Genomic DNA, 12538 nt, shown 5'->3' on the forward strand with positions numbered 1-12538 from the left:
CTTAGTGACAGTTGCGGCAGAATGCGTTCAATGACGGGAAGCAGTTTATTTTTCTCCGCGGTGAAGCCAATTTGCCACGCAAGACAGCCCCACAAAAGATGCGCGAATTGCCTGCGGTTCCTGAGGTGTCGCGGAGTGCAGTGATTGCTGTCGCGATCTTCCTGATCGCGCATCTGGCGCTGTTGATCGGCGTCGTCACGCCGGAAAAATTCGTGTTCGATGAGGTGCATTACGTGCCGGCGGCGCGCCAGATGCTGACGCCCGCGATGTCGCAGCCGATGCTCAATCCGATGCATCCGCCGCTGGCCAAGGAGATGATCGCGGCATCGATCGCAACGTTCGGCGACAACGCGCTTGGATGGCGTTATCCCGCGACCTTGTTCGGCGCGCTCGCGATCGTCGCGATCTATCTGTGCGGACTCGCGTTGTTCGCCGCGCAGGGGCCGGCGATCGCCGCCGCGCTGATCGCAGCCTTCAACCAGATGCTGTACGTCCAGGCGCGCATCGCGATGCTCGATGTCTTTGCGCTCGGCTTCGGCCTGCTCGCCACCGCCGCCTTCATGCATGGGTTTCGCAGAGAGCGGCCGCAAGCGCTGTTCGCGGTGGCGGGCAGCCTGTTCGGCCTTGCGGCCGCGTGTAAATGGAGCGGCCTGTTCCCGCTCGGCGTCTGCATCGTCATTGTTGCGGTGATCCGCCTGATGCAGGGCTGGCATACGCTGTTCGCCGACGCGAAGCCGGACGACTGGTATCGGCCGGAGCTTTGGCCCGGCCTGAAGCTGCATCATGTCGCGCTCTGCTTCGCCGTCCTGCCGGCATTGGCTTATCTTGCCGCCTTCGTTCCGCTCTACGGGTTATCGCTGCCGGACTTGATCGAGGCGCAGCGGCGGATCTTTGCCGACAACACCACGACGGCCATCGCCGGCCACACCTATATGAGCGCATGGCCGTCCTGGCCGCTGCTCGCGCGCCCGGTCTGGTTCCTGTTCGACAAGACCGCGGAGGACCACATCGCCGCGATCGTCTTCCTCGGCAATCCGCTCGTGCTGTGGCCGGCTCTGCCTGCACTCGCCATGGTGCTGCGCGATTTCATCGTGGTGCGGCGCTGGGATGCATTCCTGATCGCCACATTCTATTTCGGTCCCTGGCTCGCCTGGGCGTTGCTGCCGCGCACGCTGGGCTTCATCTATTACTATCTGCCGGCCGCGACCGCGGCGTCCCTGGCACTGGTCTATGTGCTGCGCCGCGAGGGTCTGCCGCGCTGGATGTTGTGGGCTTATGTCGGCGTCGCGGCGGCCGGCTTTGCGGTGATGCTGCCGATTTCCGCGGCCTTCGTCGGCACCTCGATGGGGGGATTCAACCGGCTGATGCTGTTCCAAAGCTGGATATGATTTCGCCGCCCGCCGGGCTGCGGCAGGCGGCGTGTCTTAACTCAGGGGACGAGAGTCACTTCGCTGCGGTCTTGGTGTCCATGTTCACGACCTGGACCCGGCGGTTCATGGCGTCGGCGCCGTTGGCGGCATCCTTCAGCTTGGTCTCGCCGTAGCCGACGGTGACGAGATCGTTGCCGTTGAGGCCGTAGTTCTGCATCAGGTACTTCTTGATGGTGTCGGCGCGCCGTTCGGAGAGACCTTGATTGTATGCTTCGCCACCGGTCGCGTCGGTGTGGCCGGCGACCACGAAGGTCGAGCCCTTCAGCGCCGGATCGGACAGCGCCTTGCCGAGCGCCTGCACCGAGGCCATCGAGGTCTTGGCGATGTCGGCCGAGTTGTAGTCGAACTGGATCTCCAGATCGATCTTCGGCTTGGTGGCAGCGAGCTCGGCGATCTGCTCGCGCTCGCCTGTCGAGAGCGACCGGGTCGAGCGGTTGCGCACGGTGTTCAGGAAGGTCGCCTCCTTGGCCTGCACGGTCGTGTCGGTCTGGGGGCCAACGGACAGGCCGCGGGTCGCCGGCTTCGGCTTCAGCGCATCGACGATCTGGCCGGCGGAGATGTTGTTGTCGCCAGCCAGCGCAAGGCCGGCCGTCATCGACAGGACGGCTGTCAGGGTGATCGCCGTCAGTCCAAAAGACTTAGTGAAATGGGTCATGGTGGTATCCTCGCTGTTACGCCTGATGGCGATTTGATGCTGCGAGCGTAGGGCAGGTTCAACGGCTCTGATGTGATCTTGGTCACATTCGAAACGGCGAGCCGAGCTCACTTTGCTCCGGTTCGAATCATTCGCACTTTGCTTTCGAGCCGGCCGTACTGGGTTCCGGGAAACCCGAACGTCGCAAAGGCGTCGCCTCACCGCCCGCCCGCGAACAAGAATTCGTCCAGATGTCCGCCTAACACACTTCAATCATTCGATAATTTGACGCGAGGGGAGCCGAGTTCCGTCCTGTGCCGAGGCCAAGTGACTATCAGCGCGACTATCAATTCCATCGCAGCGGCCCGCCGGATCGGACAGTGACCCTGAACGCAATGCCCATCTATATCGGTGCGGCGATGATCGCGGTGGCCATCCTGCTCTCGACACTGATCACCGGGATGACCTCCCGCTATGTCGGGCTCGAAGGGCCGACCGACGAGAACGTCTGGCTGGTCGATCGCCTCACCGGCAGTGTCTATCGCTGCCAGGCAGAAGGACGTGGCAAGGCCATCTGCGACCCGGAGGTCGCCACCGGCAGCGTCGGGGAGCGCCCAAAAGCCGCACGCTGAAAAGCGGGTATCACTGCAGCGCAGCAACGAAATTGTCTTTTCCCTGCAAACTTGTGGCTGAAGAATGGCGGTGCGTTGGCCGGCATCAGGCCGGCTGCCTACTCGAGGAGAGAACTTGATGAAGACCCTGTTGCTCGCGACGGCATTCGCCGCACTTGCTCTGTCCCCCGCATCCGCCGCCAAGATGGCGTGCACCAGTGCAAACATGGCAAAGCTCGTTGCCGGCATGGGCGGCGAAGACACGCCCGCCAAGATCGCGGCGAGGAAGTCGATGGCCGCGGCCAATTCCGACATGAGCAAGGGCAACATGCGTGGAGCATGCAAGCACTATATGAACGCCGAGAAGTCGATGGCGATGAAGAAGTAGGCTTCCGCCTGATCCCCACACGTCATGGCCGCGCTGGCAGCAGATGGCAGCGCGGCCTTTTCGTGTCCCGCTTCTTTCCTCGCGGCGAATCCCGCTACATTGCACGCTGCAATGCCCCGCACGTCCAAACCGCTTCCGCTCTCGACGACACAGGCCCGGCAGATCTGGCTGCATGCCCAGCGGCTGACCGACCGCGCTCCGTTCGGCGAAGGCGCAGAGGCCGTCTCGGCCGCTGTCGCCCATCTCGGCTATGTGCAGATCGACACCATCAACGTCATCGAGCGTTGCCATCACCACATCCTGTTCAGCCGGATCCCGACCTACCGCCGCGCCGATCTGCGCCAGGCCCAGAGCATCGATAAGACCGTGTTCGAGTACTGGACGCACGCGCTCTCCTACGTGCCGGCGAACGACTTCCGCTTCTTCCTGCCGGCGATGCGCGAGCACCGCCGCGAGGGGCACAAATGGTTCGCCGCGGTGAAGCCGGCCGACACGCGCAAGGTGATGCGGCTGCTGCGCGGCGGGCCGCTGACGATCCGTGACATCGACGACGACGTGCTCGTCGAGAAGGAGCATCTGTGGCAGAGCCGCAAGCCCTCGAAGCGGGCGCTGCAGCTCGCCTTCTATACCGGGGCGGTCACCATCAGCGCGCGCCAAGGCATGCTCAAGACCTACGAGCTGACGACGCGTCATTTCGGCTGGGACAGGCTGCCGAAGCCGGCGCCGGCAAGCGAGATCACGGCCTATCTGCTCGACCGCGCGTTGCGCTCGCAGGGCGTGGTCAGCCTCGATTCGGTCTGCCATCTCGATGCGCCCAGCAAGAAGGCGGTCGCGCGCCTGATCGCCTCGCGCGCCCGCCGCGGCGAGCTCGTGCCCGTCGCGATCGAGGGCGCCGGTAAGCAGGAGCACTGGGCTTCGCCCGCAGCGCTTGAGCCGCATGAGGTGTCGCCCGATCTCGTCCACATCCTCTCGCCGTTCGATCCCCTGATCATCCAGCGCAAGCGCACCAACCTCATCTTCGGCTACAACCACCTGTTCGAAGCTTATGTGCCGAAAGCCAAGCGCAAGCTCGGCTATTTCGCGCTGCCCGTGCTGGTCGGAGACGAGATCGTCGCCGCGCTCGATCTCAAGACCGACCGGCAGAACAAGAAGCTGTTGATGCAGAAATGGACCTGGGTCGGGCAGGGCAGGAAGACGGCGGGCCGCAAGGAGCTGAAGCGCGTGATCGAGGAGGAGCTCGACCGTTTCGAACGGTTTCAGCTCGCGGAGTGAGGCTCCGACGGCAGTCTTGTAGGGTGGGCAAAGCGAAGCGTGCCCACGTTTTGCCTATTCGATGACGAGACGTGGGCGCGGCGCTACGGCGCCTTTGCCCACCCTACGGGACCGCGCATGGCAACGCGATCGATCCACATGCCAAACGCAATCCCAACCGCATAGGCCAGCAAATTCCAAAGCGAGAAGATGCGGCCGAGCAGCAACGCGCCGGCGGTGGTGAGGCGGAACGCATCGAGCCAGGGAGTATGCATCAGGCGGGAGAACTCGACGACTGCCGCGATCACTATCGCGATGGCTGCGAGCTGGCTCCGTGTCAGCCGCGGCAGCACGACTCCTGCCAGCAGAAACACCATCGTCGCCCACAGCAGCGAGCCGCCGTACTTCACGATGAACGCAGGCAGGCCGAGCGGGAAGCCGTACCAGCGAAGGGACAGCCCACAGGCAATCACTGCGAGCGCGAAAGCAGCGCGGATCAGTGAGGTCCGTAGAGGCGCAACAGGCGTGCCCGGCTGCGTCTCGTGCATTGCTTGCTCCATTGACTCTTTGCTCGCGATGCTGAAAACGGCCGCAGACCCGAAAAAAGCAACAACCCCGGGGGAAGCCATGAGCCAGACCACGACCTATGCCGGTTCCACCGGTGCCACCAAGTCGGACATCGAAACCTCGACCATCCGCGCCATCTCCTGGCGCCTGATTCCGTTCCTGGTGCTGGCCTACTTCTTCTCCTATCTCGATCGCGTCAATCTCGGCTTCGCCGCGCTGACCATGAACGCCGATCTGAAATTCACGCCGCTGATCTACTCCTGGGGTGCCGGCATCTTCTTCATCGGCTATTTCATCTTCGAAGTGCCGAGCAACCTCGCCCTGGAGAAATTCGGCGCGAGCCGCTGGATCGCCCGCATCATGGTGACCTGGGGCATCATCTCGGCGCTGATGGCCGTCGTGAGCGGTGTTACCAGCTTCTACGTCCTGCGCTTCCTGCTCGGCGTCGCCGAGGCCGGCTTCTTCCCCGGGATCATCCTCTATCTCACCTATTGGTATCCGGCCGAATATCGCGCCCGCTTTCTTGCGGCCTTCGCGATCGCGGTGCCGGTCTCGACCGTGATCGGCGCGCCGATCTCGGGCCTGTTGCTCGGGCTCGACGGCATGATGGGCCTGAAAGGCTGGCAGTGGCTGTTCATCATCGAGGGCATCCCATCGGTGCTGCTCGGCATCGTCACCTGGTTCTATCTCACCGACAAGCCGGAGAAGGCGGACTGGCTCTCGGCCGAGCAGAAGGCCTGGCTGAAGGCGAAGCTGGATGCGGAGATCGCGGCCAAGCAAGCGGTGAAGCATTTCTCGCTCGGCGAGGCGCTGTCTTCACCGAAGGTGATCGCGCTCAGCCTGGTCTATTTCGGCTTCGTCGGCGCGCTCTATGGCATGCAGTTCTGGCTGCCGCAGATCGTCAAGGCGTTCGGCCTCACCAACGCCCAAACCGGATTCGTCACTGCGGTCCCGTATCTGTTCGGCACCATCGCCATGATCCTGTGGGCGAGGCATTCGGATGCGAGCCGCGAGCGCGTCATGCATGTCGGCGCGCCGCTGCTGCTCACCGCAGTCGCGCTCGGCATCTCCTCCTATCTCACCGATCCCACGCTGACGATGGTGGCGCTGACAGTGGCCGCGATCGGCGTGTTCTGCTGCTTCGGTGTGTTCTGGACCCTGCCGACCGCCTGGCTGTCCGGCACGGCGGCCGCTGGCGCCATCGCGCTGATCAACTCGATCGGCAACCTCGCCGGCTTCGGCGGGCCGTACCTGATCGGCTGGGTCAAGGAGGCGACGGGCCAGACCTCGACGGGCCTCTTGGTGCTCGCCGTGCTGCCGTTGATCGCGGGCATCCTGGTGTTCGTCGGCGGACACGACAGCAAGCACGAATTCGCCGACCAGGAGCGGTGAGGGGGCACGCACGTCGCGCGCTGTACCCACCATCTTCGCCGCAGAGCGGTTCTGGTGGGCACGCTCCGCTTTGCCCACCCTACAATAACACCTCGCGGCCAAGCCTATCCCTCCTTACAACTCCTTCACGATCACGCATTCCTGATGACTGACGATTATTGACTTTTATCAGTGAACAGTCGACATTCCTCTCAGTCGAGATGCAGGAGTGTCCTTCGATGTTGGTCCGGTCGATTTTGTCGAGCTATTCCAAGCTTTTCGCAGGAGCCGCGCTCGCCCTGATGGCCGTTTCGCTGGCAGGGTGCAATGATACCGTCGCCGAGAAGGCCGAGCCGCCGCGGCCGGTTCTGGTGGCAACCGCCCACTACGCTGCCGAGACCCCGGAGCGCAGCTTCGTCGGCACTATCCGTCCCAGGATCGAGAGCGATCTCGGCTTCCGCGTCGCCGGCAAGGTGGCCAAACGCCTCGTCGAAGTCGGCCAGACAGTCGAAGTCGGCCAGCCGCTCGCCACCCTCGACGAGGTCGACCTGAAGCTCCAGGCCGAGCAGGCCGTTGCCGAGCAGACCGCCGCAACCGGCGTGCTGGCCCAGGCCGCCGCCGCCGAGCAGCGCGCCAAGGATCTCAAGGCCAAGGGCTGGACCACGGACGCCCAGCTCGACCAGAGCCGCGCCGCCGCCGATGAAGCCCGTGCGCGCTTGAACCGGGCCGAGCGCTCGGTCGAGTTGACCAAGAATTCCCTTTCCTACGCGACGCTCAACGCCGACGCCCGCGGCGTCGTCACCGCAACGCTGATCGAGCCCGGCCAGGTGGTTGCCGCGGGCCAGGCTTCGATCCGTGTCGCCCGCTTTGCCGAGAAGGAAGCGGTCGTCGCGATCCCTGAGACGCTGGTCGGACGCGCCAAGTCGGGCGTCGCCAGCGTCACTCTCTGGTCCGAGCCGAACAAGAAATACACGGCCAAGCTGCGCGAGATCGCGCCGGCAGCCGATCCCGCCACGCGCACCTATCTGGCAAAGTTCTCGCTGCCCGAGGCCGACGACAAGGTCGCGCTCGGCATGACGGCGACGCTGACGCTGTCGGATGCCGCGACCGAGCGCGTCGCGCGGTTGCCGCTGTCGGCGCTCTTCAACGAAGGCGGCAAGCCCTCCTTCTACGTTGTCGACGACAACGGTGGCGTCACGCTCAAGCCGGTCACGGTGAAGTCCTACGAGAGCAAGGACGTCGTCATCACCGGCGGCGTGGAGGAGGGTGCCAAGATCGTCGCCCTCGGCGTGCAGAAGCTCGATCCCGGCCAGCGGGTGCGGATCGTGTCGTCCTTGTCGTTCTGATCCGTCGTTTGAAAGTCTGGTCCTTCGGACCATCCCGGAATGACAAGAGAAGTGAGTTACGTCGTGTGAGGTGAGTTTCGGCCTTTGTCCCTAAGCAAAGGCTGAAGCGGCGAAGCGATCCAGAACCTGCCCAGCCCCCTGGATTGCTTCGCTGCCTCGCGACGACGGTTTGAGCAGAGCGGCTGTCGTTGTTTGCAACTGGATCGTCTTTCGGAGAGTGCGATGAAGCGCTTCAACCTTTCGGCCTGGGCCGTCAGCCATCCGACGCTGGTGCTCTTCCTGATGATCATCCTCGGCGTCGCCGGCTTCTTCTCCTATGAGAAGCTCGGCCGTGCCGAGGATCCGTTCTTCACGGTGAAGGTGGTCAACGTCTCCGTGATCTGGCCCGGCGCGACCGCGCAGGAAATGCAGACCCAGGTTGCCGATCCCATCGAGAAGAAGATCCAGGAGCTGCCCTATTTCGAGAAGGTGCAGACCTATTCCAAGCCCGCCTTCACCGCGCTCCAGGTCACCTTCCGCGACAACACGCCGCCGAAGGACGTGCCCTACCTCTTCTATCTCCTGCGCAAGAAGCTGGTCGACGTGCAGGGCCAGCTGCCGTCCGGCATTCTCGGGCCCGTCGTCAACGACGAGTTCTCCGACGTCGATTCCATCCTCTACATGATGACCGGCGACGGCGCCGATTATGCCCAGCTCAAGAAGGTCTCCGAAGGTTTTCGCCAGCGCCTGCTCAAGGTGCCCGGCGTGACCAAGGTCGACGTCTACGGCAACCAGGATGAGCGCATTTTCGTCGAGTTCAGCCACGCCAAGCTCGCCACGCTGGGCATCACGCCGCAGGCGCTGTTCGATTCGCTCGCCAAGCAGAACAACGTGACGCCGGCCGGCACGGTCGAGACCTCCTCGCAGCGCGTGCCGCTGCGCGTCACCGGCGCGCTCGACGGTGCCAAGGCCGTCGCCGAAACGCCGGTCGAGAGCAACGGCCGCGTGTTCCGTCTCGGCGATATCGCCACCGTCACTCACGGCTATGTCGATCCGCCGAGCTTCGTCGTGCGCCAGGAAGGCAAGCCCGCCATCGGCATCGGCGTCGTCACCGCCAAGGGCGCCAACATCCTGGATCTCGGCAAGGAGGTCGAGAAGGCGACGGCCGACTTCATGAAGGCGGTGCCGCAGGGCGTCGACGTCAAGCTGATTGCCGATCAGCCCAAGGTGGTCGAGCACGCCGTCGGCGAGTTCGTGCACTCCTTCATGGAAGCGCTCGTCATCGTGCTGTTCGTCTCGTTCCTGGCGCTCGGCTGGCGCACCGGCATCGTGGTCGCACTGTCGGTGCCCCTGGTGCTCGGCATCGTCTTCATCGTCATGAACACGATGTCGCTCGACCTGCACCGCATCACGCTCGGCGCGCTGATCATCGCGCTCGGCCTGCTCGTCGACGACGCCATCATCGCGGTCGAAATGATGGTGGTGAAGATGGAGCAGGGCTGGGATCGCATGCGTGCGGCGTCCTTTGCCTGGGAATCTACTGCGTTTCCGATGCTCACGGGAACGCTGGTCACGGCCGCTGGCTTCCTCCCCATCGGCTTTGCCAATTCCGCGGTCGGCGAATATGCCGGCAGCATATTCTGGATCGTGGCAATCGCGCTGGTCGCCTCCTGGTTCGTGGCGGTGATCTTCACGCCTTATATCGGCGTCAAGCTGCTGCCCGAGATGAAGGCGCACCACAACCATGATCCGCATGCGGTCTACGAGACCCGCATGTACCGCGGCCTGCGCGCCATCGTGAAATGGTGCGTCAACCACCGCATCACCGTGGTGGTCGCGACCGTCGGCGTCTTCGCCGCCTCGATCGTCGGCTTCGGCCAGGTCCAGCAGCAGTTCTTCCCACTCTCGGAGCGCCCCGAGCTGTTCCTGCAGCTGCGCCTTCCGGAAGGCACCGCCTTCAACGTTACCGAGAAGGCGGTGAAGAAGGCCGAGACGCTGCTCAAGGACGACAAGGACATCGAGACCTATACCGCCTATGTCGGCCAGGGCTCTCCGCGCTTCTGGCTCGGCCTCAACCCGCAGCTTCCGAACGAGGCCTTTGCCGAGATCGTCATCGTTGCCAAGGGGGTCGAGGCGCGCGAGCGCATCAAGGCCAAGATCGAGACCGCGGCCGCCGAGGGCTTCCTGACCGAGGCACGCGTGCGCGTCGACCGCTTCAATTTCGGTCCGCCGGTCGGCTTCCCCGTGCAGTTCCGCGTGATCGGCCCCGATGCCAACAAGGTCCGCGAGATCGCCTACCAGGTCCGCGACGTCATGCGGGAGAACAAGAGCGTCAAGGACGTCCAGCTCGACTGGAACGAGCAGTCGCCCTACCTCAAGCTCGTCGTTGACCAGGACCGCGCCCGCGCCATGGGCCTGACCCCGCAGGACGTCTCGCAGGCGCTGGCGATGCTGATCTCGGGCTCGCAGGTCACGACCGTGCGCGACGGCATCGAGAAGGTCGGCGTAGTCGCCCGCGCGATCCCGTCCGAGCGCCTCGACCTCGGCGGCGTCGGCGATCTCACCATCACCTCGCGCAACGGCGTCGCCGTGCCCCTGCAGCAGATCGCTCGAATTGAATATGCCCATGAGGAGCCGATCATGTGGCGGCGCAACCGCGACATGGCGATCACCGTGCGCTCCGACGTCGTCGATGGCGTGCAGGCCCCTGATGTCACCAACCAGATCACGCCGAAGCTGAAGGCGATCAAGGATCACCTCGAGCCGGCCTACCGGATCGAGCCGGGCGGTGCGTTCGAGGAATCCGCCAAGGGCAACGCCTCGATCTTCATCCTCTTCCCGGTGATGGTCATGGTGATGCTGACGCTGCTGATGATCCAGCTGCAGAGCTTCTCACGCCTGATCCTGGTGTTCCTGACCGCGCCGCTCGGCATCGTCGGTGCCTCGCTCGGCCTCAACGTCGCCAATGCCCCGTTCGGCTTCGTGGCGCTGCTCGGCCTGATCGCGCTCGCCGGCATGATCATGCGCAACACGGTCATCCTGGTCGACCAGATCGAGACCGACGTCAGCCACGGCCTGACCCGGCGCGAGGCGATCGTCGAGGCGACCGTCCGCCGTGCCCGGCCGGTGGTGCTGACGGCGCTCGCCGCCATTCTCGCCATGATCCCGCTGACGCGCTCGGCCTTCTGGGGCCCGATGGCGATCACCATCATGGGCGGCCTGTTCGTCGCGACCTTCCTGACGCTGCTGTACCTGCCGGGCCTCTATGCCCTGTGGTTCCGCAAGAGCCTGGACGAGGCCGGAACGCCCGAGCAGCCGGCCGCGCCGCAGCATGGGAGCGATGACCCGCACGCAATTCCGCTTGCCGAAGCGGCTGAATAGATGAGAAGACTGTTGACCAGCGAGTCCTGACTGATGGCCCTTGTTTCGGAACATATCGAAGTCGACACCCGGGATCGCATCCTCGAGGTGGCCGAGCGGCTGTTCCGCCAGATCGGCTACCAGAAGACGACCGTCGGCGACATCGCCAAGGAGCTCAGGATGAGCCCCGCCAACGTGTATCGCTTCTTCGAATCGAAGAAGGCGATCCATCAGGCGGTGGCCCGCTCGCTGATGGGCGAGGTCGAGCTGGAGGCGCAGCGGATCGTGGCAAGGCCCGGTCCGGTGCTGCCGCGCTTCCGCGAGCTGCTCATCACCATTAATCGCATGAACACCGAGCGCTATGTCGGCGACAACAAGCTGCACGAGATGGTCGCGATCGCGATGGAGGAGGACTGGGAGGTCTGCGTCGCCCATATGGAGTGCATCGCCGGCGTCATCGGCCAGATGATCGCGCAAGGCGTCGCCTCCGGCGAGTTCGAGGCGCCGGACCTGCAACTGGCCTCGCTGTGCGCCTGCACCGCGATGATCCGCTTCTTCCACCCCCAGATGATCGCCCAGTGCGCCACCAAGCCGGGCCCGACCATCGACCAGATGATCGATTTCGTCATCGCGGGTCTGTCGCCGCGCCACTGACGGGCGGGGCGTTTTCTCCTATAAGCAGACTGATCGCCCCGGCACGACCGCCGGAGGCGGACCGGGACGGACCCACAAACTCCGTCATTGCGAGCGCAGCGAAGCAATCCAGACCGTCTCCGCGGAGGGATTCTGGATTGCTTCGCTGCGCTCGCAATGACGAAAGGAAGCAGCGCGTGACCGACAAAGACCTGTACTTCTACGAACCCTCCAAGGGCCACGGACTCAAGCACGACCCCTTCAACGCCATCATCGCGCCGCGGCCGATCGGCTGGATCTCCTCGCGCGACGCCAGGGGCCACGTCAACCTCGCGCCCTACAGCTTCTTCAACGCGTTCTGCTACGTGCCGCCGATCATCGGCTTCTCCTCGACCAACTGGAAGGACACGGTCGAGAACATGCAGCAGACCGGCGAGTTCGTCTGGAATCTGACGACGATGGATCTCGCCAAGCACATGAACGCGACCGCGGCACATGTCGCCCCCGAGGTCGACGAGTTCGAGGTCGCGGGCCTCACCGCCGTGCCCGGCAAGCTCGTCAATGTCCCGCGCGTCGGCGAGAGCCCCGTCGCCTTCGAGTGCAAGGTGTCCGACATCGTCCGCCTCAAGGGCGCCAATGGCAAGGAGGCCGACGCCTGGCTGACGCTCGGCGAAGTCGTCGCCGTCCACATCGACAAGGCCTTGATCAAGGACGGCGTCTACCAGACCGCCGCCGCCCGCCCCATCGTCCGCGCCGGCCGGCGCGGCGATTATTTCGAGATCAAGCCGGAGAACATGTTCGAGATGGTCCGGCCGGACTAGGCCACTTCCGTCATTCCGGGGCGACGCGCAGCGTCGAGCCCGGAATCCATTCATCGACCAACGCTGCGGCACGATGGATTCCGGGCTCACGCTTCGCGTGCCCCGGAATGACAGTGGAGAGACATTCAGCCCCCACCCCCTCCCGGA

At 64.3% G+C, this 12538-nt stretch carries 11 protein-coding genes; 9 read left to right on the forward strand and 2 right to left on the reverse strand.

Annotation, left to right across the window (positions count from 1 at the left end; translation table 11 throughout):
- Positions 1-98: 98 nt before the first annotated feature.
- The gene (locus I6F09_RS15760; RefSeq protein WP_225188498.1) at positions 99-1388 is read left to right on the forward strand and encodes a glycosyltransferase family 39 protein; all 1290 of its coding nucleotides are present in this window, start codon (positions 99-101) and stop codon (positions 1386-1388) included.
- A gap of 55 nt (positions 1389-1443) precedes the next feature.
- On the opposite strand, the gene I6F09_RS15765 is transcribed toward I6F09_RS15760, so the two are convergent.
- Entirely contained in the window at positions 1444-2085 is a 642-nt protein-coding gene (locus I6F09_RS15765) for an OmpA family protein (RefSeq protein ID WP_225188488.1), read from the reverse strand.
- A 374-nt stretch (positions 2086-2459) separates the two neighbouring features.
- Between I6F09_RS15765 and I6F09_RS15770 the strand changes: the two genes are divergently transcribed.
- The 3 genes from I6F09_RS15770 to I6F09_RS15780 all read left to right on the forward strand — a co-directional run bounded on the left by I6F09_RS15770 (position 2460) and on the right by I6F09_RS15780 (position 4335).
- Positions 2460-2696: a hypothetical protein gene (locus I6F09_RS15770; protein WP_036013890.1), complete on the forward strand. Its 237-nt coding sequence runs from the start codon at positions 2460-2462 to the stop codon at positions 2694-2696.
- A gap of 118 nt (positions 2697-2814) precedes the next feature.
- Entirely contained in the window at positions 2815-3063 is a 249-nt protein-coding gene (locus I6F09_RS15775; RefSeq protein ID WP_036013887.1) for a hypothetical protein, read from the forward strand.
- A gap of 111 nt (positions 3064-3174) precedes the next feature.
- Positions 3175-4335: a crosslink repair DNA glycosylase YcaQ family protein gene (locus I6F09_RS15780; protein ID WP_225188489.1), complete on the forward strand. Its 1161-nt coding sequence runs from the start codon at positions 3175-3177 to the stop codon at positions 4333-4335.
- An 83-nt stretch (positions 4336-4418) separates the two neighbouring features.
- Here the strand turns inward: I6F09_RS15780 and I6F09_RS15785 are convergent, their stop codons facing one another.
- Positions 4419-4862 (reverse strand): DUF2809 domain-containing protein, encoded by a 444-nt coding sequence (locus I6F09_RS15785; RefSeq protein ID WP_225115082.1) that lies wholly within the window; start codon positions 4860-4862, stop codon positions 4419-4421.
- A gap of 79 nt (positions 4863-4941) precedes the next feature.
- On the opposite strand from I6F09_RS15785, the gene I6F09_RS15790 reads away from it, so the two are divergent.
- The 5 genes from I6F09_RS15790 to I6F09_RS15810 all read left to right on the forward strand — a co-directional run bounded on the left by I6F09_RS15790 (position 4942) and on the right by I6F09_RS15810 (position 12391).
- Positions 4942-6273: an MFS transporter gene (locus I6F09_RS15790; RefSeq protein ID WP_225173035.1), complete on the forward strand. Its 1332-nt coding sequence runs from the start codon at positions 4942-4944 to the stop codon at positions 6271-6273.
- Between the two features lie 218 nt (positions 6274-6491).
- Positions 6492-7598, forward strand: coding sequence for an efflux RND transporter periplasmic adaptor subunit (locus tag I6F09_RS15795; RefSeq protein WP_225188490.1), 1107 nt, complete (start codon positions 6492-6494; stop codon positions 7596-7598).
- 222 nt (positions 7599-7820) lie between these two features.
- Positions 7821-10958 carry an efflux RND transporter permease subunit gene (locus I6F09_RS15800; protein WP_057026238.1) on the forward strand — a complete coding sequence of 1046 codons (3138 nt, stop codon included), beginning with the start codon at positions 7821-7823 and terminating at the stop codon, positions 10956-10958.
- A 33-nt stretch (positions 10959-10991) separates the two neighbouring features.
- Positions 10992-11591 (forward strand): TetR/AcrR family transcriptional regulator, encoded by a 600-nt coding sequence (locus I6F09_RS15805; protein ID WP_036013870.1) that lies wholly within the window; start codon positions 10992-10994, stop codon positions 11589-11591.
- Between the two features lie 176 nt (positions 11592-11767).
- The gene (locus I6F09_RS15810) at positions 11768-12391 is read left to right on the forward strand and encodes a flavin reductase family protein (protein ID WP_036024785.1); all 624 of its coding nucleotides are present in this window, start codon (positions 11768-11770) and stop codon (positions 12389-12391) included.
- Positions 12392-12538: the final 147 nt, after the last annotated feature.

Origin of the sequence: Bradyrhizobium sp. IC3195 (assembly GCF_020193585.1) — a bacterium.
In the GTDB taxonomy this organism is placed as follows: domain Bacteria; phylum Pseudomonadota; class Alphaproteobacteria; order Rhizobiales; family Xanthobacteraceae; genus Bradyrhizobium; species Bradyrhizobium yuanmingense.